Annotated in this window: 22 protein-coding genes, 1 tRNA gene and 1 pseudogene; 15 read left to right on the top strand and 9 right to left on the bottom strand. The window is 60.1% G+C overall.

Annotated features, from left to right (window positions below; translation table 11 throughout):
* The first annotated feature begins 73 nt into the window (after positions 1-73).
* The 6 genes from K3174_RS11565 (at position 74) to K3174_RS11540 (ending at position 3,166) form a co-directional block, all read left to right on the top strand.
* Entirely contained in the window at positions 74-307 is a 234-nt protein-coding gene (locus K3174_RS11565; protein ID WP_221558499.1) for a hypothetical protein, read from the top strand.
* Positions 308-317: 10 nt separating this feature from the next.
* Positions 318-494 (top strand): hypothetical protein, encoded by a 177-nt coding sequence (locus K3174_RS11560; protein WP_221558497.1) that lies wholly within the window; start codon positions 318-320, stop codon positions 492-494.
* A gap of 37 nt (positions 495-531) precedes the next feature.
* A complete protein-coding gene (locus K3174_RS11555) occupies positions 532-816 on the top strand; it encodes a DUF3297 family protein (protein WP_221558495.1) in 285 nt (94 codons plus the stop codon).
* Positions 817-936: 120 nt separating this feature from the next.
* Positions 937-2,337, top strand: a complete 1,401-nt coding sequence (der, locus tag K3174_RS11550; protein WP_221558493.1) for a ribosome biogenesis GTPase Der — start codon at positions 937-939, stop codon at positions 2,335-2,337.
* 5 nt (positions 2,338-2,342) lie between these two features.
* On the top strand, positions 2,343-2,840 hold the full coding sequence (locus tag K3174_RS11545; RefSeq protein ID WP_221558491.1) for a DUF2721 domain-containing protein: 498 nt from the start codon (positions 2,343-2,345) through the stop codon (positions 2,838-2,840).
* Positions 2,841-2,959: 119 nt separating this feature from the next.
* Positions 2,960-3,166 carry a hypothetical protein gene (locus tag K3174_RS11540; RefSeq protein WP_221558489.1) on the top strand — a complete coding sequence of 69 codons (207 nt, stop codon included), beginning with the start codon at positions 2,960-2,962 and terminating at the stop codon, positions 3,164-3,166.
* A gap of 16 nt (positions 3,167-3,182) precedes the next feature.
* Here K3174_RS11540 and bfr read toward each other — a convergent pair whose 3' ends face one another.
* From bfr to K3174_RS11520, 4 genes are all read right to left on the bottom strand, one after another.
* The gene (gene bfr, locus K3174_RS11535) at positions 3,183-3,674 is read right to left on the bottom strand and encodes a bacterioferritin (RefSeq protein ID WP_221558487.1); all 492 of its coding nucleotides are present in this window, start codon (positions 3,672-3,674) and stop codon (positions 3,183-3,185) included.
* A gap of 125 nt (positions 3,675-3,799) precedes the next feature.
* The gene (locus K3174_RS11530) at positions 3,800-3,988 is read right to left on the bottom strand and encodes a (2Fe-2S)-binding protein (protein ID WP_221558477.1); all 189 of its coding nucleotides are present in this window, start codon (positions 3,986-3,988) and stop codon (positions 3,800-3,802) included.
* A gap of 70 nt (positions 3,989-4,058) precedes the next feature.
* Positions 4,059-5,348, bottom strand: a complete 1,290-nt coding sequence (locus K3174_RS11525; protein WP_247712119.1) for a DUF418 domain-containing protein — start codon at positions 5,346-5,348, stop codon at positions 4,059-4,061.
* A 57-nt stretch (positions 5,349-5,405) separates the two neighbouring features.
* Entirely contained in the window at positions 5,406-6,416 is a 1,011-nt protein-coding gene (locus tag K3174_RS11520) for an SPOR domain-containing protein (protein WP_221558476.1), read from the bottom strand.
* 257 nt (positions 6,417-6,673) lie between these two features.
* On the opposite strand from K3174_RS11520, the gene K3174_RS11515 reads away from it, so the two are divergent.
* Genes K3174_RS11515 through K3174_RS11505 form a run of 3 tightly spaced genes read left to right on the top strand, consistent with a single transcriptional unit; the run spans position 6,674 to position 9,292 of the window.
* Positions 6,674-7,390, top strand: coding sequence for a ParA family protein (locus K3174_RS11515; RefSeq protein ID WP_221558474.1), 717 nt, complete (start codon positions 6,674-6,676; stop codon positions 7,388-7,390).
* Between the two features lie 24 nt (positions 7,391-7,414).
* Entirely contained in the window at positions 7,415-7,942 is a 528-nt protein-coding gene (locus K3174_RS11510; protein ID WP_221558472.1) for a hypothetical protein, read from the top strand.
* A 36-nt stretch (positions 7,943-7,978) separates the two neighbouring features.
* Positions 7,979-9,292 (top strand): SPOR domain-containing protein, encoded by a 1,314-nt coding sequence (locus K3174_RS11505; protein WP_221558470.1) that lies wholly within the window; start codon positions 7,979-7,981, stop codon positions 9,290-9,292.
* A 73-nt stretch (positions 9,293-9,365) separates the two neighbouring features.
* Here K3174_RS11505 and K3174_RS11500 read toward each other — a convergent pair whose 3' ends face one another.
* Together K3174_RS11500 and K3174_RS11495 are read right to left on the bottom strand one after the other, a co-directional pair.
* On the bottom strand, positions 9,366-10,595 hold the full coding sequence (locus K3174_RS11500) for a dihydroorotase (RefSeq protein WP_221558468.1): 1,230 nt from the start codon (positions 10,593-10,595) through the stop codon (positions 9,366-9,368).
* On the bottom strand, positions 10,592-11,617 hold the full coding sequence (locus K3174_RS11495; protein ID WP_221558466.1) for an aspartate carbamoyltransferase catalytic subunit: 1,026 nt from the start codon (positions 11,615-11,617) through the stop codon (positions 10,592-10,594). The genes K3174_RS11500 and K3174_RS11495 overlap by 4 nt, the downstream gene beginning before the upstream one ends.
* A 102-nt stretch (positions 11,618-11,719) precedes the next feature.
* On the opposite strand from K3174_RS11495, the gene sppA reads away from it, so the two are divergent.
* From sppA to K3174_RS11480, 3 genes are all read left to right on the top strand, one after another.
* Positions 11,720-13,597 carry a signal peptide peptidase SppA gene (gene sppA, locus K3174_RS11490; protein ID WP_221558464.1) on the top strand — a complete coding sequence of 626 codons (1,878 nt, stop codon included), beginning with the start codon at positions 11,720-11,722 and terminating at the stop codon, positions 13,595-13,597.
* A 76-nt stretch (positions 13,598-13,673) separates the two neighbouring features.
* Positions 13,674-13,748 (top strand) — tRNA-Val (locus tag K3174_RS11485).
* A gap of 210 nt (positions 13,749-13,958) precedes the next feature.
* Positions 13,959-14,612 carry a hypothetical protein gene (locus tag K3174_RS11480; RefSeq protein WP_221558462.1) on the top strand — a complete coding sequence of 218 codons (654 nt, stop codon included), beginning with the start codon at positions 13,959-13,961 and terminating at the stop codon, positions 14,610-14,612.
* 297 nt (positions 14,613-14,909) lie between these two features.
* Here the strand turns inward: K3174_RS11480 and K3174_RS11475 are convergent, their stop codons facing one another.
* Both K3174_RS11475 and K3174_RS11470 read right to left on the bottom strand, forming a co-directional pair.
* Complete coding sequence (locus K3174_RS11475; protein ID WP_247712134.1) at positions 14,910-16,220, bottom strand: MFS transporter; 1,311 nt, start codon at positions 16,218-16,220, stop codon at positions 14,910-14,912.
* Positions 16,221-16,257: 37 nt separating this feature from the next.
* Positions 16,258-16,473, bottom strand: coding sequence for a hypothetical protein (locus tag K3174_RS11470; RefSeq protein WP_221558891.1), 216 nt, complete (start codon positions 16,471-16,473; stop codon positions 16,258-16,260).
* Between K3174_RS11470 and K3174_RS17155 the strand changes: the two are divergent.
* Together K3174_RS17155 and K3174_RS11460 are read left to right on the top strand one after the other, a co-directional pair.
* Positions 16,394-16,783, top strand: a pseudogene (locus K3174_RS17155) (Ca2+-dependent phosphoinositide-specific phospholipase C); the annotation flags it as partial. The gene K3174_RS11470 and the pseudogene K3174_RS17155 sit on opposite strands and share 80 nt — an antisense overlap.
* Before the next feature lie 59 nt (positions 16,784-16,842).
* Positions 16,843-17,544, top strand: coding sequence for a Ca2+-dependent phosphoinositide-specific phospholipase C (locus tag K3174_RS11460; RefSeq protein ID WP_345719638.1), 702 nt, complete (start codon positions 16,843-16,845; stop codon positions 17,542-17,544).
* Here K3174_RS11460 and K3174_RS11455 read toward each other — a convergent pair.
* Positions 17,502-18,599, bottom strand: a complete 1,098-nt coding sequence (locus K3174_RS11455) for an ROK family transcriptional regulator (RefSeq protein ID WP_221558456.1) — start codon at positions 18,597-18,599, stop codon at positions 17,502-17,504. The genes K3174_RS11460 and K3174_RS11455 overlap by 43 nt on opposite strands.
* 192 nt (positions 18,600-18,791) lie before the next feature.
* Between K3174_RS11455 and K3174_RS11450 the strand changes: the two genes are divergently transcribed.
* Entirely contained in the window at positions 18,792-21,407 is a 2,616-nt protein-coding gene (locus K3174_RS11450; RefSeq protein ID WP_221558454.1) for a TonB-dependent receptor, read from the top strand.
* Positions 21,408-21,885: the final 478 nt, after the last annotated feature.

The raw sequence follows: 21,885 nt of genomic DNA, 5'->3' as shown, positions 1-21,885 counted from the left end.
TCGGATGAGACCAAATGCGCAAGCGCGGCGACGGGTGAGGGAACAGGTTCGAGCGATCGACCGTTTCCGATGTATGCGCGAATATGAAAAACCGACCACGCCCGCCAACACCCCGCCGGTCATCGATCCGAAGGTGAAACCCAAGACTTCCGCCGAAATGGAAGCCGAGGGAGAACACGAAGGCGAGGTCTTGGAGCACTCGGCCGACGAGGACGAGATCGAGGTCGAAAAGGCGCTGAGCGCCGCGCAGGAAGGCGGGAGCGATGGTGCGGGCGAATCCGCACTGGACACCCTTCCTCCCGATTGAGGACATAGTGATGGCAACCCAACCTGACCCTAACCCTGACACGATCGATCCCGGCGCGCCCGACGAGATGCCGCCGGACAGCCTGCCCGATGAGGCTCCGATGCAGGAACCGCCGGGATTCGAACCGCCGCAACCCGATTTCGACGAACCCGACCGCAGCCCGGTGGAAACGCCGCCGCCCGATTGATCTTGCCCGGCCTGGCGCTGCACAGTATCGGCGCGCCATGAGCGAAGAAACCAGAAGCCAGACCCCGCCCGACCGCCTCTCGGTCAATCCGAAAAGCGAACACTTCCAGGTCGAGGTGCTCCAACGCGGCGTGGGAATCCGCTTCAAGGGCAAGCAGCGTACCGATATCGAGGAATATTCGATTTCCGAAGGTTGGGTGCGCGTACAGGCTGGCAAGACGGTGGACCGCCGCGGCAATCCGCTGACCCTCAAGCTCAACGGTCCGGTGGAAGCATGGTTCGAAGATCTGGGCGACGATCCGCCCATCGCCAAGGCGGACTGACTATCCGTAAAGGTCGTGCCGCACAGTTGATCATGCTGCGGCTCACAGCCGTACTGTAAGCCCGGAACCGGCGGCATGCGCTTGCAATGCGGCGCGTAAAGCGCCACTTGCCGCGCCATAATGATCCCCTCCTCAGCCAAACCCACGGTCATCATCATCGGCCGCCCGAATGTCGGCAAATCGACGCTGTTCAACCGGCTGGTGGGCAAGCGGCTGGCCCTGGTCGACGATCAGCCCGGCGTCACGCGTGACCGGCGTTTCGGCGATGCGGTGATTGCGGGGCTCGAGTTCCAGATCGTCGATACGGCCGGATGGGAAGATGAAAATCCCGACACCCTCCCCGGCCGCATGCGCAAGCAAACCGAGGTTAGCCTCGAAGGGGCGGATGCCGCGCTGTTCGTGTTCGATTCGCGCGTGGGCATCACCCCGCTCGACGAGGAAATCGCCCGCTGGCTGCGCGGGCAGGAGGTGCCGGTGGTACTTGTCGCGAACAAGGCCGAGGGCAGCCAGGGCGACGCTGGAATCTTCGAAAGCTTCTCGCTGGGCTTTGGCGAACCCGCCGGCATCAGCGCCGAGCACGGCGAGGGTATCGCGGACCTGTTCGATCATTTGTGGCCGATTATCGGCGCCCAAGCCGAAGGCTCCGAAATCGCAGCGCGGGTCGATGAGGACGACGAGGAAGCTCTTCTTGCAGGGCCCCTCAAACTCGCAATCGTCGGCCGCCCGAACGCGGGCAAATCGACGCTGATAAATCGCCTGCTCGGCGAAGACCGCCTGCTGACGGGTCCCGAGGCCGGTATCACCCGCGATTCGATCGCCATCGACTGGCAATGGCAAGACCCGATCATCGGCAATACGCGTGATGTTAGACTAATTGATACCGCCGGAATGCGCAAAAAAGCGCAAGTGATCGACAAGCTCGAAAAGCTCTCCGTCGCCGATGCTCGCCGCGCCGTGGACTTCGCGGAAGTTGTGGTGTTGCTGCTTGATGCCACCCGTGGGCTCGAGGCTCAGGACCTCAAGATTGCCAGTATGGTGCTGGATGAGGGACGCGCGCTGATGATCGCGATCAACAAGTGGGACGTGGCCGAAGGGGCAAGCGCTCTGTTCAATGGTATTCGCGATGCTCTGAACGAGGGGCTTGCTCAGGTTCGTGGCGTGCCGCTCTTCGCCGTCAGCGCCAAGACCGGCAAGGGTCTGGACCAGATGCTCGGTGCCGCCTTCGAGCTGCGTGAGGCGTGGAGCCGCCGCGTGCCTACCGCCGCGCTTAACCGTTGGTTCGACGACGCCTTGGAAGCCAATCCACCTCCGGCGCCGAAGGGCAAGAGAATCAAGCTGCGTTATATCACACAGGCCAGCATCCGCCCACCACGTTTCGTGGTATTCGGGACGCGGCTCGATATGCTTCCAAAGAGCTACGAGCGCTATCTCGTCAACGGTATTCGCGACAAGCTCGGCTTCGACGCGGTACCGGTGCGCGTGGTACTGAAAAGCCCGAAAAACCCGTACCAGAAGGATTGAGCGCCATGCTGCTCGACATCCTTGTTGCCCTGCCTGGAAGCGAATTACTCGAGCGGACCAGCTCGAGCCTGCGCGTTCAACAGGTTGTACAGCTCAGCCTCGCTCCAGCCTTTCTGCTCGCCGGTATCGGCGCGGTCATGAATGTCATGACAAACAGGCTGATCTGGGTCGCGAACAAGATCGAACGAATCTTGGATGCCGGCGAGGATGGCGATGTAGCTGCCATGCGCGCAGAACTGCCAGCTTTGGAAAAGAGGCGCATCTTCGCGCAACGTGCCGTGATGTTCAGCACAGCATCCGCGCTGGCGATCAGCATCGTTATCGTTCTGCTCTTCGTCAGCGCCTTCGTGTATGCACCCCTCGGCACCTTGGTCGCCATAACTTGGGTCGGCTGCATGGGTTTGCTGGTTGCTGGTCTTGGCTCGTTCCTGATGGAAACCCGCACGGCCGCGAAACGCAATCGTGAACGCATGCGCGAACGCAGGGATGCCGTAACGTCCTGACGCTTTCTGCGCACTGCTGACGATCAGCCGAAGTCAAATTCGCGACAATTGGCACAGAACCGTCTGCTGTTGTTCATCTCCGCGTGCCATAACATCCACCGGGGCAAGAGAGGTGAGAGATGACCAAGCTCCGCGTTGCGATCCACGGGAAAACCGAACTCCAAGACGAAGATTTCGCTCTCGAGGCGCTCGACATCGCCACTGCGCTCACGATCGCCGATATCAACGTCGGCCGGGGTGGCGCGGAAATCTGGGATGGAGAACACCGCCTCGCCCGTCTTTCCAAGCATGGCGGAGTTCACGCAACCTTTTGGCGACTCAACTGAGGGATCAGGCTGACAATCAGTCGTCCTCACCTTCGCCCGCTGGCTTGCTGTTCAGCTGGACATAGTTTTCCAGGCCCATCCGCGCAATCATGTCGAACTGGGTTTCGAGGAAGTCGACATGATCTTCCTCGCTTTCGAGAATGCGTTCGAAGATTTCGCGACTGGTGTAATCCCGAACCTCTTCGCAGTGGGCGATAGCGTCCTTGAGCAGCGGTATCGCTTCCATCTCCACGGCCAGATCGGCCCTCAGGATTTCCTCCACCGTCTCGCCGACCTTCAGCTTGTGAATCGCCTGAAAGTTGGGAAGTCCGTTCAGGAACAAGATCCGCTCGGCCAACACGTCCGCGTGCTTCATTTCGTCGATCGACTCGTGTCGCTCGTACTCGGCCAGTTTCGTCACGCCCCAGTCGGCCAGCACGCGATAGTGGAGCCAGTACTGGTTGATGGCGGTCAGTTCGTTTGTGAGCGCCTTGTTGAGGAACTCGATGACCTTCGGATCGCCTTTCATGCCTGCGGCTCCCTGTCGCTTGTTAGGCGGCACCTATGCGCCTCCAGCTGGGTACTTGGCAAGGGTCAAATCCGGAAAAAACGGCAGAATTCCGCCAGTCGCAAGCGATTCGCGTTAGCGGAAAATCACGCTGCGGCGGGCACAAATCCCAGTTCGCGTTCTTCTTGCAAGATACACTCGGCCTCGTCGAGGCACGAACCGCAGCTAGGCATTTTGCCCAAGGCAGCATAGCATGCCTCCGCATCGCCGGACACGTCATGCGCGGCGCGACGGAGGTCGCTTTCTCTGATCGCATTGCAGATGCAAACGTACACTAGAAAACTCCTGCGACTGACTCGCAAGAGCGTTTGTAGTGAGAGTTGTTCTCAATAGCAAGCGATTGCGCTATCGCTTCAAGGGAAATATCTGGCGGTAGGTAAGGCAACGCCACAGCCATTCGAGCGGACCGAAACGATAGCGCTCCAACCAGGGCTTGGACCAGATCAGCATCACCGCCCATGTCACGATCACGACAAGATAGAGTTCTCCACGACCGAGTTTGCCGAACAGACCGCCTGCCCACCCGTGGAAAACAAACAGCATCAGTACTGAGGTGCCGAGATAATTGGTGAATGCGACGCGCCCTGCGGCCGAAATGCGTTCGGCCAGCGAACCGCTTGCGCGTTGACCCCAAAGTGCGAGCAGCGCGACCAGTCCGAAGATGGCCAACCCGCATGGAATCTTCGACCATCCGGCCATGGCCGCGAGTGTGCCGTAGTAGGTCAGCCCGCCATCCTTGGCCCATAATGCAACCGGTACGGTCAACGCCGTCCCGGCAAGTAGCAGCGACCAACCCCATTTTCGCAGACGCCCCGCTTCGATTCCCCCGTCGAAAAGCCCATAGCGATATGCAGCCATCCCGATCATCATGAGCGGCAACGTTTCGAACCAAAACATGAAAAGATAGAAGGGCAGTTCTTCGGTATGGGCTGAAAAATTGTACTGCACCCACTCTCCATAGTTGCCGCTCGAGATTAACCCTGTCTCCAGTTCGCCCTCGGCGAGAGCTTCCTGTTTGTCCGCCTCAAGTTCATCGGCCATCTGCGCGAACGCTGGGCGCTTGCCGAAGTCGGTATCCGCTATAACCGGGAGGAAGCCGAGGAAACCGCCATAAAGCAGCGCCCCACCGAGATATCCGAACAGCCCCAGCACAAGTTGCTTGCGCCGCGACAAGCCAACGAACAACAGTGCCGCCATGCCCGCGCAAGCATAAAGAAAGAGAATGTCTCCGCGCCAGATGAAGAAGTAGTGGAACAGGCCGAACAGGCCGAGCCAGAACAGTCTCTGTATCTGCAGCCAGGCGCCCTGTTGCCGAGCCCATGCTTTTTCCAGGAACAGGTACATGCCAGCACCGAACAGCAGGGAAAACAGGCCCCGCATCTTGTTGTCGATCAGCACGAACTGGGCCACCCACATCCAGTCTTCCGTCTCGCTATGCACGACAGCAAAGGCACCGGGAAACATATATGCCGTCATCGGCTGTCCGAAGGCGACGATATTGGCCGCCAGTATTCCCATGACCGCGATACCACGGATGAAATCGAGACTGCTTATCCTGCCGGTGCTCGAAGCGGCGATTGGTGCGGCGGCAGCCTGCTCTGTCATGTCAGGTGTGCCATCGTTGTTATCGTGCATACAGTCTCCCTGGAGGACCGTATTATCACGGTAAATCACATTGCCAAGCGTCTGTCCTTAGCGTGTGACGAGGCAATCCAGCCCGCTGCGTTTGAGAGAAGTGCAGGCCGCGTCTGCCTCGCCGCGCGTGGAATAGCCGCCCGCCGAAAGTACCGTTAGATTGGCAGACTTTACGAGAAGGCGCTCGTACCCCGCGATTTCGGATCGACCCGAAAGCCGTCCCCACAGACGTTCGGCATTGCCCGGCACGCCGAAAGCACCGAGTTGTACTTTCCACGGCCCGGACGGCTTTGCTCCGGATACGGGTAGCGCGGGTGTCGCAGCAGGGCTGCTCGTGGCTACCACCGCCTGCCGCGTGGGCATTTCGTAGTTCCGGCTCGCGACCACCTCGGGACGTGGCGTGGGTACCGTGTAGTCCGCCCCTGCCGCAAGGAACGCGGACGGCTCGCTAGAGTCCCGAGTCGCACCGACCCCGAGCGCGAGATCGATGGCTGCCAGTTCTCTCGCTCGTGCCGCGTCGGCATCGGCCTTCAAGGTGGCTGCCAGCGTTTGTGCTTCCTGGCGATCCTCCAACGATATGTACTCGTCCATCTGGACAAGCGCTCCGCGCGCCTGGGGGAGCCCCGTGGAGTTGGCAAGCGTCAGCAAGGCATAAGCGCGGCCCCAGTCTTTCTCGACGAGATCGCCATTGAAGTGGGCGATGCCGAGCAGATACTGCGCACGCGGGTCGCCGCGCAGCGCAGCAGCGGAAACGAAAGGCATCGCTTCTTGACGTGCACCACGCTGGAAGAGCAACAATCCGTAATTGTCGGCCGCCTTCACGTGCCCCTGCGCTGCAGCCTTGGCATAGAGCGCTTCGGCCTGAGCAAGGTCGGCATACACCCCACGCCCGAGTCTGTAAGCTTGCGCCATGTTGAACTGTGCATCGGGGTCACCCGCGGCCGCAGGGTCTGCCCATTCGCGCACGGCATTGGCGAAGTCACCTTGCGTCCAAGCGTCGACGCCCGCTTTGACATCGGCCAGGGCCGATGTCGAAAAGCCGATTGCGGCGGCCGCAATGCCGGCCATCCATGCCGCTTTCGCCAATCGTAGCATTGCGCACCCCTTACCTGCGACGACGTGCCCAAGCGCGCCGGATAGGCTGCACCCTATAGTAAATCAGCTCTTAGCAAAATGTTGCCACGCAGAGCTCCTCACGGGCGTGCCCATAAGTGTCGGCGGGTTAACCTAAAATTAGGGCTGGTCTGCGATTGCCATGACAACACCGCTGCATAAGTTCGCAGCACCGTGAATTGGATAAAGGCGCAAACCAGGGGGACCAAGTCTTGCGTGTACTGGCATTGGCATCGCAGAAGGGCGGATCGGGGAAAACCACCCTCTCGGGACATCTCGCCGTTCAGGCCCAGCGCGCTGGCGCAGGCCCGGTCGTCCTAATCGACATCGACCCGCAGGGATCGCTGGCCGACTGGTGGAACGAGCGTGAGGACGAATATCCCGCCTTCGCCCAGACCACGGTCGCCCGCCTGGCTACCGACCTCACCATCCTGCGCCAGCAAGGCTTCAAGCTTGCGGTGCTCGATACACCGCCGGCAATCACAATGGCCATCCAATCGGTCATCTCGGTGGCCGAACTGATCGTCGTTCCGACCCGCCCCAGTCCGCACGATCTGCGCGCGGTAGGCGCGACGGTCGATCTGTGCGAACGCGCGGGCAAGCCGCTGGTATTCGTCGTCAACGCCGCCACCCCCAAGGCCAAAATCACTTCGGAAGCCGCCGTCGCGCTATCGCAGCATGGCACGGTTGCGCCGATCACGCTCCATCACCGGACCGATTTCGCCGCTTCGATGATCGACGGCCGCACGGTTATGGAGGTTGATCCAGAAAGCCGCTCGGCCGCCGAGGTCACCGCCTTGTGGAAGTATATCGCCGATCGTCTGGAAAAGAACTTTCGCCGCACGATCTTCGCCGCACCGAACATGCAAAGCGCAATTCCCGGTGCTCATCGCCCCGCAGGCGGCTTCGGCCGCCGAGTGGCACAATAAGAAGCTGAGGGCGGAGACTGCCGGATGTCTGACGCCAATTTCGCCTCGCTTTCTTCCACCCTGCTGGCACGCAAGGGCGGCGCCAAGCCTGCCATGCGGCCGCAATCGGGAATCCCGGGTCCGGTCGACGGCAAGGAAGCCGCCGCCAATCTCGAAGATCTCGGGTGGAACGATATGGGCGACGAAGGTCCCAACGGACCATCGCCTCTGCAGGAAAAGGTCGTGGCCATCGCGCCTAATGCAGGCCTGCGCCGCGCTGCCAATGAAAGCGGCGCACCCAACCAGGTACGGGAATCGCTGAACAAGATTCAGGCACAACTCGACCGGCCCGCCCAGCCCAGGCCGGTGTCGCGCAAACCTGCCGCCGCGCAGGGCAAGCGCGCAGCTTTCACCCTGCGCCTCGACCAGGAGCGCCATCTGATGCTGCGACTGGCGTGCACCGTTCGCGGCCGAAGCGCGCAACAATTAGTGACCGATGCGCTCGATGCGTTGCTCGCGGAAATGCCGGAAATCGCAAGCCTTGCTGCCCAGGTGCAGCATCGCGGCAAATAGAACTGACGACGTGGGATCGCCTGTAAGGGGGTAAGAATGAGTACCGAGACGAAAGCCAGGAACAAGCGGTTCGTCCAACTCGCCGTCACCACGGCGCTGGCTACTACCGCACTGACGGCATGTACCGGGCAGGTAGCACCAAGCCATGCATACTCGGCAGCGCATGCCGAAAAGGCATTGGCCAAAGGCAAAATCTCGAAGGGTGTTCAGCATGCCGAAGCCGCCGTGCTGGCCAACCCGCGCGACGCCTATACACGCACGCTGCTCGGCAACGCCTATCTCGAAGATGGCCGGTTTACATCGGCGACAGCCACGTTTGCCGAAGCCATCGAGTTGGGTGACACCGCTGCGCGGACGATCATCAGCTACACGCTCGCGCAGATTGCCGTCGGTGACCAGCCGGGTGCGCTCGATACCCTTCAGCGCTTCGAAGCTACGCTCGATCCTGCCGATTTCGGTCTGGCTATCGCACTAGCCGGCCGACCGGACTATGGCGTTCATGTTCTAAGCAACGCGTTGCGCGGCGGTCAGAATACGCCGAAAGTTCGTCAGAACCTAGCCTATGCCTATGCACTGCAGGGTAACTGGCGCGCGGCCCGTATTATGGCGGCTGAAGATGTGCCTGCTGGCGAAGTCGGCGATCGGATGGCCGAATGGGCAGCAATGATCCATCCAGAAGCCTTCACGCTTCGTGTGACCAGCCTGCTCGGCGTCCAGCCACAGGTCGATCCGGGGCAGCCGAAGATGCTTGCGTTGGCCAACCACCCCAGCATCGACATGCTCGCCGCTGCAACAGTGGAAGAGCCGGTTGTGGAAACGCCCGAGAGCGATTTCGCCTTTGCCGCCGAGTTGCCCGCCATCGACCCAACACCGGCGACATACGACAGCGCGGACGCAGCCTTGGCCGACGCTGGCCTCACCCCCAGCAACGGTGGTGTCCGCTTCGTCTCGAACGAAGTCGTCCAGAGTACGCCCGCAAAGGCCAGCAAGCCGGTCGTCTCGCCGACCAGCGGGAACTCGGCTCGAGCCGCTGCCAGCCTCGTGCGTGGCGGGAATTACAATGTTCAGCTCGGTTCGTATTTTTCCATGTCGGACGCCAACGAAGCCTGGAAGCAATTCCAGAAGCGTTACCCTGAACTCGGGGATGCCGAGCGGGTGATCACCAAGGCGCGCGTCAACGGCAAAATCTACTATCGTGTCGCCGCCGCCGGCTTTGCGAAGGCATCTGCCCAGTCAATGTGTCGCACGGTCAAGGGTAAGGGCGGTGGCTGCATCGCCTATGCGTCAAACCGTCCGCTGCCGGGCGCAATCGACGTCATCGATAACGACGTACGGGTTGCGGCGCGCTAAGAGAATTCCGCACACTTCATCGTAATTGCGAAAACCCCGCCCGGAGCAATCCGGGCGGGGTTTCTCGTTTGGCCTAAAGGTCGATCAGAACGCCGCCCTTGTAGAGCGCGCTGACACGGCCCTGCGTCGGCTGACCGTCGAAGGGCGTGTTGCCGGCCGCAGCTTCCATTTTGGCGCTCTGGATGATCCAAGGCTTTTCGGGGTCGATTATCGCGATATCGGCTTCCAGACCCGCCGCAATCGCGCCTGCTTCTACGCCGAGAATGCGCGCTGGCGCCATCGCGATCAGTTCGAAAGCCTTGACCAAGTCGATCACCTCGTCGCGCACAAGGGAAAGCGTCATCGCCAACAAAGTTTCGGCTCCGGCCATTCCTGGCTCGGCATCTGAGAACGGGAGGCGCTTGTCCTCCGGTCCGCGTGGATCATGCCCACTGGCAATGACATCGATCGTGCCATCTCTGATAGCTTCGCGCACAGCGTGTCGGTCTTCCTCGCTGCGCAGCGGAGGGGAGAGGCGCGCAAAGGTACGGAAATCGACAGTCGCGAGATCCGACAGCATGAAATGCGCGGGGGTAACCCCGCAGGTCACTCTCGCTCCACGCGCCTTGGCCCCGCGGACGATATCGAGTCCGGCCTTCGTGGTGACCTGCCGAAAATGAATGCGCGCAGCGGCCATCTCGGCCAACGCGATATCGCGGGAGATGGCAATAGCCTCAGCGTGGGCCGGCGCGCAGGGCAGGCCGCGGCGTGTGGCAACCTCACCCGCTGTGGCGACCGCTGCGCCAACCAGCGCCGCGTCCTCGGCATGAGCGATGACTGTCATGTCCAGCATCGCCGCATATTGGAGCAAACGCAGCATGACTCCCGAATCTGCAATCCATTGACGTCCAGTAGCGACGCCGCGGGCGCCCGCCTCGCGCATAAGCGCAAGTTCGGCAATTTCCCGCCCATTGATACCGCGTGTCGCGGCGGCGAGAGGGTGGACCCAGAAATCGGGCTTGCCGCTCTTTGCAATGTAAGAGATGCGGCTCGGCAGGTCCAAGGGCGGCGACTGATCCGGCATCAGAGCCGCGCGGGTGATTCCACCGAAGTGGAAGGCGGGCTTGTCGACCGCGAACACGCCAAGATCCACCAGACCCGGCGTGACCAGCCTGCCCCCGGCGTCGATGACTTCATCGTTTTCATGCGGTTGGCCACAAATTTCGTCGATGCGACCGTCGACCAGTCGCACGGTCCCTTCACGCACGCCTTCGCGCGTCACGATCCGGCCGCCGGAGATTGTCAGCGGGCGCTGCTGCTTCATTCCGCTTCTCCCCATCCATTGACGCCCCGCGCGCGGCGCGTCAATATGTCGAGTGCGGCCATACGCATGGCGACGCCCATTTCGACCTGCCGTGTTATGATCGATCGATCGATCATATCGGCCACCTCACTATCGATCTCGACCCCGCGATTCATTGGCCCAGGGTGCATGACCAGTGCGGTCTTAGCCGCCTTGCCCAAGCGCTTTTTCGTAAGGCCGTACAGGTGGTGATACTCGCGCGCCGAAGGGATGAACTGTCCGCTCATGCGTTCGGTCTGTAGCCGCAGCATCATCGCGACGTCCGCCCCTGCAAGCGCTGCGTCGAAATCATGGAACACTTCGGCGCCCATCGCTTCGATACCCATTGGCACTAGCGCAGGCGGCGCGCAAAGACGGACCGTCGCGCCGAGCGCCTGCAGACACAGCAAGTTTGAGCGGGCCACGCGACTGTGCAGGATATCGCCGCAGATCACGATCGTGAGGCCAGTGAAATCCTCCGCCATCTCGCCCCTCTCGCGCAAGGAGTGACGCAGCGCCAGCGCGTCAAGGAGCGCTTGAGTCGGGTGTTCGTGCTGTCCATCGCCCGCATTAAGTACGGGACAGTCGACCTTGTCCGCGATCAACTGGGTCGCCCCGCTGGAACCGTGGCGTATCACGATTGCATCGGCCCGCATGGCATTGAGCGTGATCGCCGTATCAATCAGCGTTTCGCCCTTCTTCACGCTCGATTGCGCAGCGTGCATATTGACGACGTCCGCGCCCAGCCGCTTTCCTGCGATTTCGAAGCTCAACAATGTACGGGTGGAGTTTTCAAAGAAGGCGTTGATTACGGTCATACCCGACAGCAAGTTTTCATGTTTGGTCGCCTGCCGGTTCAACGTCACCCACTGTTCCGCTTCATCGAGCAGGAAGAGGATTTCGTGTCGCTCAAGATGGCCGATGCCGATCAGGTCGCGGTGCGGGAACGCGAGCGCGCCCGCAGGATAGCGGGCCGCATGGGGCGAGTTTTCCGTTGATGTCATTGAGACCACGCCCTTAGTCGAGGCCAGTGGCGCGCTCAAGCGCTTTCCAGTGGCAATGCGTCGCGCCCTTCCCTAACTCGGGGGCAACAGGAGATTACTGACATGCGTTTCGCTGGAAAGGTCTGGCGCCTTTTGGTCGGCATCAAGGACGGGCTGGTACTCGTTTTCATGCTGCTCTTCTTTTCCGCTCTCTTCGCGGTGCTGACCGCGCGACCCAGCCCGGCATCGGTGCGCGACGGAGCGCTGCTGCTGGACCTCAACGGCATCGTCGTGGAGGAACGTACCGAAATAGATCCCGTCGAAGCGTTGCTTGCGGGGCAGGCCCCGATGGGCGAGTACCAGGCACGCGATCTCGTCCATGCGCTGAACGAAGCAGCCGAGGATGAACGAATTGCCGCCGTCGTGCTCGATCTCGATCGCTTTATCGGCGGCGGTCAAGTGCACTTGCGGGATGTAGGCGAAGCGCTCGACCGCGTCCGTGCCGCCGATAAGCCGGTACTGACTTACGCAACGGCCTATACGGACGATGCGATGCTGCTTGCCGCGCATGCGAGCGAAGTCTGGGTCAACCCGCTCGGCGGTGCAGTAGTAGCGGGGCCTGGGGGCGAAAGGCTCTACTACGCAGGCCTTCTGGAAAAGCTGAAAGTGAACGCGCGCGTGTACAAGGTCGGAGAGTATAAGAGCGCCGTCGAACCCTATAGCAGCACCGGTATGTCCGAACTGGCGCGCGAGAACGCACGCGCACTCTACGAGACACTATGGGAGGAATACCGCGCAAACCTCAAGAAGGTGCGGCCAGGAGCAGACATCGAGCGTATCACGACGCAGCCCGTCGAGTGGGTGGCGGCCGCTCGCGGGGACTTGGCAACGGCGGCGCTGCAGGCTGGACTTGTCGACAAGCTCGGCAACCGCTCCGATTTCGAGAAGCGCATCGTCGAGCTGGTGGGCGAGGACGAATGGGGCGAAGGCCCGAACGCCTATCCGCACACGACGCTCACCGCATGGTTGGAGGACAATCCCCTGTCCAGCACGGGCAAGCCCATTGGCGTGATCACCGTTGCAGGCGAAATCGTCGACGGCGAGGCAGGGCCGGGTATGGCGGGTGGCGACCGCATCGCGACGTTGCTCGACGAAGCGCTCGAAGACGATCTGGCCGGCCTCGTGGTGCGCGTGGATTCGCCCGGCGGATCGGTTCTGGCGAGCGAAATGATCCGCGACGCCATTCTGCGCCACAAGGCGCGCGACATCCCGGTGGCCGTCTCCATGGCCAACGTGGCAGCGAGCGGGGGGTATTGGGTAGCCACGCCTGCCGACCGCATCTTTGCCGAGCCCGAAACCATAACCGGCTCCATCGGCATCTTCGCGGTGATCCCGACCTTCGAGGAAACAGCCGCCTTGGCTGGCGTGACCAGCGACGGCGTGCGCACCACTCCGCTCTCGGGCCAACCCGACATTATTGGCGGTTTCACCCCCGAAACCGACGCCATTATGCAGGCCTTCATCGAAAACGGATATGAGGATTTCCTCGCCCGCGTCGGTGAAGCACGCGGCATGACGCGCGACCAAGTCGATGCCGTAGGGCAAGGCCGGGTGTGGGACGGCGGCACGGCGCGCCAATTGCGGCTCGTCGACGAATATGGCGGTCTGCCCGAAGCGCTCGAATGGACAGCAGCCCAGGCCAAGCTCGGCAACAACTGGCATGTGCGTTATCTAGGTACCACGCCGTCGACCTACGACACGCTGCTTCGCCAGTGGCTGATCGGTGACGGAGAAGACGCCGAAACAGGGGGCGATGTGTTCGCCCGTATGGCGCAGGGTCAAAACTCGCTCGTATCGCAGATTGCAGCGGATGCAGACCGGCTGCTGGGAGCTAGAGGAGTGCAGGCCTATTGCCTCGCCTGTCCCGCGCCCAGGAACCGGCCGCAACGGCTGGACTCCGAAAACTGGCTCGTCAGGATCGTCGCTCAGCTCTTGGGGTGAGGCACTTGCAACGCATCGATTCGCGCAGTAAACGCCCGCCCCTGCCCATGGCTTGGTTTAAGCCACTACAACGGGCGGGCGCGTAGCTCAGTGGTAGAGCACACCCTTCACACGGGTGGGGTCGCAAGTTCAATCCTTGCCGCGCCCACCATCTTTTCAGATACTTAGAAGAGATAGTCCGCGTTTCCATGAAAAAAACATGAAAAACTAGGGTGGACATCCGCGAACATCAGCGGTGCTTTTCGGGTCTTGATCTTCCGATCCCTGGCTGAGCCAATTTCATCCGATTCAAGCATCGATCCAACAAGTTACCCCTTCTTCACGTTTCGCTGGCAGGTCTGAGCGCCAAAGAGCGAGAAGAATGATGTCATTTCACCGACCTATCCTCCCCGGCAAAGCAATCGAACTTGTTAAATCCCGCCACTTCGATGCCCCAGAAGAGCTTCTGGCCGATTACGCGGCCGCTGGGCTGATCAAGACTTATGCGCTGATGCGCGAGATACGGCCCGCAGGTGGCCCGACGAAGACGGTCAGGGATTCCCAGATTCCGCAAGAGGAATGGGCTCGAATCGTCGCTTCAGACAATGTCATGACAGCTTTGAACGGTGGCACAGTTCAACTGGACGGGTCCAAAATGCCGGGGGGACTACCGGCAATCCAGATAACCGGCATAAGCTTCTCCGAAGCGTCGCTGACCAAGATACTAGATCGCTATTGCGCGGATCCGTCCGTTCGCAGCCCAGCTGCCCCACCTAAGGCAAGCCCGACAACTCAAGAGAAGCCCCATAAACCATCGTCTGAGGATCAGAAACGGACTCAGGAGGCAGTGCTTCCAATCAAGGCCGGGGACCTAACGGCGTCAATTGCACAGACCATGCAAGCCACGGGGTTGGGTCGCACCAAGGTTGATCAATTGATGCGGAAAGGCGACCTAGTCAGAACCAAAGTCGGCTCCCGTGCGCTAATTACAGTTGAAAGCATAGAGCGCCTGGTCGGAGCTAAAGTCGCCAGATAACAATTTGCCGATTGGCGGTGGAAGGCACCCTCCCTGCAGCTGCAATAACGGTCGATTACTATGGCCGCTTTGCGCCCCATTCAAGACACTCGATCCGACGGCACTATTTTCAGAACCGGACATTCCCGTCGGGGAAACGATGAAATCGCTTTTCGTGGAGGAAGTTGCAAAATCTCGCTTACAAGAATATCTCGCAACAAGTGAACTGAAGAGGAAAGGACTTGGAACACATTCCTGCGGCCTTTTCAAAACCAGCGAAGTCAAAGATGAGGAGACGCCACCTATTGGCGCGCTTCCCTATCCCGCATCGGACGTCGCTCGACGCACCGTCCTGCACAACCAGAAGTTCGCAATGAGCAAGAGAAGCGGCAAAGCCCACGCGCAAAGCAGGATAGCCGTCGCTGCGGAACCGTTCGGCTCGCCATAGCCCCCCAGATCGAGGCTCAGCCCGAGCAACAAGGAACCAACGCCAATCGCCGCCTTCTGGGACAGGATGCAGAATGCGAAGATCGCGCCCTGTGCCTGGGCCCCCACAGTTCTCGCGATGGTCTCGGCCACATCCGCGATCAAGGCCCAGATCAAGGAATACGCACCGGCTGCGCCGAGCCCGATCAGAAAAGCGCCCACCTCCAGCCATTCCGTCGATATCTTCAGCATTATGTAGCAGGTGCAAAATCCCGCACCGGCCACGGCATAGGACGCTTGAAGCAACGTGGAGGAGCCAAACCGGCTCGATGGTAACAGCCAGACAAGAATGCCCACGAATTGCCCGACAACCATGGCCGTCAGCAGATCGGGTGCCCGTGTGATATCGCCGATAACTTCCGTCGCGACGTACAGGAGCGATTTGGGGAAAAGTGGCAGGCTCAGCGTGGTGAGGATGCCGATCCCGATGATCGCCCAAAAATGCCTTGATCTTCCGACAGCAGCGAAATGGCCAGCATTGTTGCGCGCTTCTGCCTGTTTTCCTGCGCTGGACTGATGGCGAGACCGGTCAATGCGTGCCACGGAACCATAGGATACGATCATCACGAAACACGATAGCACGGCTATTGCCAGCCCGGTTTTTGCAATGATCCCGGAAGCTGCGCCGCTTTCGGTGATCGGTCGCAGCAGCAGCGCCACGGCGAGGGTTGCAAGAGTGCTGAAGAAGAACCGGAAAATGACGATGCGAGAGCGCATGGCGCCGCCAGGAGCAACGATCATAATCAATGCATTATGCGGCAGATCGATCAGCGAATAGGCGATCCGAAACCCGAACAGGGCTGCGCCAATGGTGAAGAGGTTGGCCCAATCGCTGGCAGGCAAAGCGAAGATCGCCGCGAAGGTGATGGCGCACAGCGGTGCTCCTGACAGGATATACGGACCATAGCGTCCAAAACGGCCGTAGGTCCGGTCGCTTGCGACCCCCACAACCGGATCCAGCAGGGCATCTACGATAAGCGTGGACAGGATGAGCAGCCCGGCGATCGCGGGCTCGATATCGAGCATCTCGGTCAGGACGAACAGCAGCAGGACCTCGATCGAACTGGCCAGTATATTCTTGCCGAAATTCCCGGTCGAGTAGAGCAGCTGACGCGGCGCAGACAGATCGTCATCCATGTTCATTTGCTTCACGCTTGTCCTCAAGGGGGCCGGGAAACGCCTATGTGACGATGCTCTGCAAGAGCAGCGTTGCAATCGCTAAACGCATCAAATAGGTATCGTAAAGATATTTAATTGTGCCGGATTCTTCGATGACCTTCTTCTCACTCAAGCACGCCGGTGCAAGCCTGTGCGCAATGGCTGCGTTGCTGGCTGCTGGGTGTGCTCCGATACAGGCGGGGCCGTTGTCGACAGCTGTCCAGGCCGATCCCAGCATATCCGCGCTACAGTACATCGGCACGCATAACTCCTATCATATCGAGCCCCATCCCGGCATTTTCGAGCTGATGATGCAAAGCGGTTATCTCGAAAGCGAGGAATGGCCAGCCGATCGCCTGGTCCCCGCACTTTCCTTTACGCACAGACCGCTTGCCGAGCAGCTCGACCTTGGTTTGCGGCTGTTCGAACTCGATCTGCACGACGATCCGGACGGGGGGCGATTTTCTGACCCCGGAATATTCCGCGCCTTGCGTTTGGCGGGCAGCGATATTGACCTGCCTCCGGATTATCATGCCTTGCTTCGGCAACCGGGAATGAAGGTATTTCACACCGCCGATACTGATGTCGTAAGCACCTGCCCCCTGCTGTGGTGCAGTGCCTGTCGGAAATCCGCGAATGGTCGCGCTCGAACCCGGCGCACGTTCCCATCATTATCAAACTTGAGACGAAAGAAGGGCGCAAGCCCGCGGTTATGGACGCGTACGAGCCCACGGAGGGGGCGCCATTCGGCGACGCAGCCTTCGCGCGTTTGCATGAGGAAATCTACAGCGTCTTCGGGCGCGATGATCTGCTGCTGCCCAGCGATTTGCAGGGTGACTACCCTTCGCTGAATGCAGCCGTGCGTGCGCGCGGCTGGCCGTCCCTGGCCGCATCGCGCGGCAAGGTGATTTTCCTCCTGCTCGATGCGGAAGAGAAGCAACGGGAGTATCTGCAGTTTGTAGAGGAGAGCGAAGCCGATATGGTGCTTTTCCCTTCGCTTGGGCCGGAGGAGCCGCATACCGCATGGCTCCAGCGCGCGGACCCTGATGCGCCCGATATTGCGGCGCTCGTGAAGCAGGGCTTCTTGATCTACACGCGGGCCGACAAGCATACGACGCAAGCGCGCGAGAACGATGGCAGGCAGCGTAATCGTGCGATAGCCAGCGGAGCGCAGCTTATCGCCACGGATTTCCCCACGCCCGATCGCCGCTACAGCGACTACAGCGTTGCGATTGGGGATGGCTATGTCGGCTGCAATGGCCGCTATCAGGCTGAATCCTGCCTCTCGATAGACGGCGTATCGAAATAGGTCTTGTAGAGCGGCACGGCTGCCGCCCCCGCTACGCCGGCCGTATTTCCGAGCGAGGAGGCAAACAGGCGCGGTCGTGGCAGCATGACCCCCTCATCGCAAAAGCCCGGCCCATCGATGCGCGCGACCAGTTCCTGCATGATCTGGTATGGCAGGCGGCCGCCGACGATGATTGCTGTTGGGTCCAGAATGCGGGCAGTGACAGAAAGCCCTTCGCGCAGCTGGCGCGAGGCGCGATTGATCCAGTCTCGCAGTGCTGGATTGTCCTGCGGGGTAAGGTTCACGAGGTCCTCGAAATCCTCGATCGACGGGTCCTGCCGATGCAGCGTTTCCAACAGGTCCGTGCCGGAAGGTCGGGGGGCGTCGTTCGGGAATTGGACTCCGATGATGCCCGCATTGCCATGCTTGCCGCGATAAAGTCTGCCATCGAGGACCAGGCCGCCGCCAATACCGTGGCCGATATGGGCGAGGAAGAAGTCGTCGATGGTCTGCCCCACGCCCATCAGGCGCTCGCCCAAGGCCGAGCACGCTGCATCATTTTCGACAAAGATCGGAAACTCGATGGTGTCCTGCAACTGGCCTGCGACATTATCGACGCCAAGGGCGGGGAAGGCTGCGTGCGCGTTGATCCTGCGCCCATTGTCGATGAAGTCACCGGGCAAGGCAAAGCCGACCCCGATAAGCGAAGGGTGATCGATCTGCTGGGCTTCTAGCAGCGATTTGACCGAGGCATTGGCGCGGTAACCGAGTTCGCCAAGCTCATTGGTTTCCAGCTTGACGGCTTGCTGCGCGACGAGGCGACCGGTGAGGCTGACGATACCGACAATCATCGACTTGCGCGAAAAGTAGACCCCGGCCGCGAACGCCGCATCGCCGTTGATTGCCAGGGGGCGTGCGGGTTGTCCGCGCGCTCCGGTATGCTCGACTTCCTCGCGCAGCAGGCCAAGGCCGGAAAGCTCTTTCACGATCCGCGTGACCGACATCGTCGAAAGGTTCGTCAGCGGCCCGATTTTTACACGCGCGATCGGGCCGTGGCGCCAGATCACGTCAAGCACGCGGCGTTGGCTGTCTCCTAGGCCTTCGATTGGGGAATGCACCTGCATTCGCGCGAGATTAGATCAAAGGGACGAGAAGTCACCTCCTTATTAAATAACATAGTGATATGTAAAAATGTCATAATGCGGGGGTAGGCGGTCGCCCAGCAGAACTTCGAATCAACCGATTCTCGTTTTCACGGAGGGCACCCAATGACACGTCAATATCTCGCGCACTTACGCATCATTCGTTTGTCCGCTTCGCTGGCCGCTGTTGCAGCAACACTTGTCTCTCACGACGCCGCTTGGGCCCAGCAGGAACAAGACCGGCCGGAGCAGGATCAGGCGGAGAAGGAGGCCGAAGAGGATGAAAACACAATAGTCGTCTCGGGCATCCGCCTCGCAAACCAGCGCGCCGTCGAAGCCAAACGCGATTCCGACAAGATTATCGACGTTCTCGCCGCGGATGACCTGAACAAGCTGCCCGATCAGAACCTGGCCGAAGCTCTTGCGCGCGTTCCGGGCCTTACTTCCTTTCAGGATGAAGGGGCTGGCCTGTATGTTGGTATCCGTGGCCTGAGCCAGGAATTCGTCAATCTCACCATGGACGGGCTTGAAGTTTCGGTCGCCTCGCGCACCTTCGAGCGCAATCTGCGGGGGGCAAACCTCGAAGCCGTGCCGTCAACTTTTGTCAGCCAGGTCGAGGTAATCAAGTCTGTCACCCCTGATCTGGACGGGGATGCCATTGCCGGCACTGTCAATCTGGTCACCCGCTCGGCCATCGACAGCAAGTCGGATTGGTTCAATATCGGCGCATCTGTTGGTCAATACGAGGAAGACGTACCTTTCCAGGATGTGGACCCGTCCGTGAAGGGCAATGTTTCTTTCGGAACGACATTTGCCAATGATATGATCGGCCTGGTGATCGACGCGAATATCCGCGAGATCAAGCGCGATAACCTGAAGCCGTTTGCCTATTTCGGGTCGCAAGACGATGTCCGCCAGATTCCCGATGAGGTGACCGGCTTTTTCTACGAACGCGATGAGTCGAGCTGGGGCGGGACTGCCAAGCTGGAGATCCGCCCGAGCGACAAGCTTCAGGCCTATGTCTCGGCGACGTATTTCGACAGCGACACCGGCCAGAAGAAGAACAAGCACGCCATGTTCGGTGCGAATTCCGATCCCGATACCATGACATTCTCTGACGGCGTGGGAACGGCGAGAAACGACGATATCGTCTATGGGGTCGATGACTCGCTGAGCTGGACGGCAGCTTTCGATCTGTTCGTCGATGAGCGCAATACGATCAGCGCCATCGGCCGGACCTCGGGATCAACCAGCTTCCAGGACGACCCGCGCATCGATTGGTTCTATGGCGGGCCGCTTTCCGGCGATTACACCTTTAACGGCAAGTTCTACGTCCATGAATTCGACGCCGCGAGCCTTGCTGCCTTTACCGATCCCGACAATTACGTCTTCAACGGATATCGCCGCTTCCAGGAAGAGTTCGACAAGGACGTCGATAGCTTCCGTTTCGACTGGACGAGCACCCCGGCGAATGATCGGGGCTTCGGCTTTGCAGCGGGGGCAAAATACAAGGAGACCGCGATAGACTACCGCGCGAGCTTCTTCCGCTGGCGCAACCCGGTCGATGATTTCGATTTCGCCCAGTTTCTGTTTGTCGAAGACTATAACTTTCCCGGCGGCAACAGCCCGCAAGTGGTCATGAGCGACATTGCTGCTCTCAAGGTATTCGCAGAAGGGTTGGGCGCGTCCAGCTTTGGCCGCGTCCAGGGCTACACCAATGGCGAGGATTACAAGGTAAGCGAGGAAGTTCTCGCGGCCTATGCCTTGTTCAACTACGCCAGCGACGATTTCCGCTTTGTCGGCGGGGTACGGTATGAAGACACCGTCACTACCGCGAACAATCGCTTTGACCGCATTGACGATGCGGCCTTTGTCGAGACCAAAGCGGGCTACGGCAATTGGTTGCCTTCAGCCGCGCTAACCTGGTTTGTCAGTGAAGACGTGCTGCTGCGTGCAGGCGCCTCGCGAACGATCGGGCGCCCTGACATTCGCGATCTGGCGCGCGGCGAAACCCCGCCCAATGACAATGGCTTTTTCGAGCGTGGCAACCCCGATCTCAAGCCGCGCACATCGAACAATTTCGACCTGTCGCTTGAATATTATTTCGATGGCGGCAACAGCCTCCTTTCAGCTGCGCTGTTCCACAAGGACATCAGCAACGAAATCTTCGATCTGCAGACGCCCTATGTCTTCACGAACGATCTGGGCGTGGATGTTGATGCGTTCTTCACGCAGCCGGACAATGGCGGTTCTGCCTATGTACGGGGCATCGAACTTGGCCTTGTCATGGATCGGTTCGACTTCCTGCCCGGTCTGCTCGCCAACTTCGGCACATCGATCAACGTGACATTCGCCGACGGTGAACTCGATCTGCTCGACGATGATGGGGCAGTGCTGCGTACGGTTGCCCCCGAAGGCCAGTCCGACTTCCTCGCCAACGCAACGCTTTTCTATGATGATGGCCGCCTGTCCGGTCGCATCGCGTGGCAGCACACTGGCGCGCAAACGCAAGGGCTGTCGATCGATGGATCGGCCGATCTCAGGATCGAGGATTACGAACAGACCGATTTGCAGATCGGCTACAAGATCACCGACAATTTCGAGATTTTCGGCGAAGTGTGGAACCTGTTCGAGAATGAGCAGGAGTTTACCAACCAGAATCTTGTCAGCGGCAATCCGAACTGGTTCGAATTCGTGCGCTATGGGCGCGCCGTATGGGTGGGCGTGAATTTCAAGCGATGAGTCTTAAAGACCGTTGCCTGGCGGAAGTGCTTCGGCAGCTTCTTGAGCCTCACTGACTAGAAGTGTGACGAGTCTTTAGTCGACCTATTCACGTCGAAGGGGCATTCGGACTGCCAAGCGGAGAGGCCAGCAACAAAGCCCCAAATCAGTGAGACAAGTGGCAAGAGCGACAGCTTACGCGAAGGGCCGGAGAAAGATCTGCGTTTCGCAACTTGGCCTTGTAGGCTGACCTAGAAGGGCGCAGTCCGAGCAATGCGGTACGGCTGCGTGAAGGGATGAAGGTAGAGTTCATTTCCGAAAGCCAATGCTTTATCTAGTCCTAGTTGCCTCTACGAGATAATGCGGCGGCGGTGGGAGTTGAGAGTGGGTTGTTCTCTCACCCACCGGGAATCGGACGGTCCGCTTTCGTTTAGAGTTTCGGACGCCGCGAGGCGTCGGAAAGTCGACGGTGCCCGAACCCGCGGGCCTCACGCGGTGA

Origin of the sequence: Qipengyuania qiaonensis (assembly GCF_019711515.1) — a bacterium.
Lineage (GTDB): Bacteria > Pseudomonadota > Alphaproteobacteria > Sphingomonadales > Sphingomonadaceae > Qipengyuania > Qipengyuania qiaonensis.
This window is presented reverse-complemented; position numbering and strand designations above follow the sequence as displayed.

Bases quoted from the DNA above. Each gene is read 5' to 3' on its own strand.
- K3174_RS11565 (WP_221558499.1), top strand. From the start codon at position 74: ATGCGCGAATATGAAAAACCGACCACGCCCGCCAACACCCCGCCGGTC.
- K3174_RS11560 (WP_221558497.1), top strand. From the start codon at position 318: ATGGCAACCCAACCTGACCCTAACCCTGACACGATCGATCCCGGCGCG.
- K3174_RS11555 (WP_221558495.1), top strand. From the start codon at position 532: ATGAGCGAAGAAACCAGAAGCCAGACCCCGCCCGACCGCCTCTCGGTC.
- der (WP_221558493.1), top strand. From the start codon at position 937: ATGATCCCCTCCTCAGCCAAACCCACGGTCATCATCATCGGCCGCCCG.
- K3174_RS11545 (WP_221558491.1), top strand. From the start codon at position 2,343: ATGCTGCTCGACATCCTTGTTGCCCTGCCTGGAAGCGAATTACTCGAG.
- K3174_RS11540 (WP_221558489.1), top strand. From the start codon at position 2,960: ATGACCAAGCTCCGCGTTGCGATCCACGGGAAAACCGAACTCCAAGAC.
- bfr (WP_221558487.1), bottom strand. From the start codon at position 3,674: ATGAAAGGCGATCCGAAGGTCATCGAGTTCCTCAACAAGGCGCTCACA.
- K3174_RS11525 (WP_247712119.1), bottom strand. From the start codon at position 5,348: ATGCACGATAACAACGATGGCACACCTGACATGACAGAGCAGGCTGCC.
- K3174_RS11520 (WP_221558476.1), bottom strand. From the start codon at position 6,416: ATGGCCGGCATTGCGGCCGCCGCAATCGGCTTTTCGACATCGGCCCTG.
- K3174_RS11510 (WP_221558472.1), top strand. From the start codon at position 7,415: ATGTCTGACGCCAATTTCGCCTCGCTTTCTTCCACCCTGCTGGCACGC.
- K3174_RS11505 (WP_221558470.1), top strand. From the start codon at position 7,979: ATGAGTACCGAGACGAAAGCCAGGAACAAGCGGTTCGTCCAACTCGCC.
- K3174_RS11500 (WP_221558468.1), bottom strand. From the start codon at position 10,595: ATGAAGCAGCAGCGCCCGCTGACAATCTCCGGCGGCCGGATCGTGACG.
- K3174_RS11495 (WP_221558466.1), bottom strand. From the start codon at position 11,617: ATGACATCAACGGAAAACTCGCCCCATGCGGCCCGCTATCCTGCGGGC.
- sppA (WP_221558464.1), top strand. From the start codon at position 11,720: ATGCGTTTCGCTGGAAAGGTCTGGCGCCTTTTGGTCGGCATCAAGGAC.
- K3174_RS11480 (WP_221558462.1), top strand. From the start codon at position 13,959: ATGATGTCATTTCACCGACCTATCCTCCCCGGCAAAGCAATCGAACTT.
- K3174_RS11475 (WP_247712134.1), bottom strand. From the start codon at position 16,220: ATGAACATGGATGACGATCTGTCTGCGCCGCGTCAGCTGCTCTACTCG.
- K3174_RS11470 (WP_221558891.1), bottom strand. From the start codon at position 16,473: ATGCTGGGATCGGCCTGGACAGCTGTCGACAACGGCCCCGCCTGTATC.
- K3174_RS11450 (WP_221558454.1), top strand. From the start codon at position 18,792: ATGACACGTCAATATCTCGCGCACTTACGCATCATTCGTTTGTCCGCT.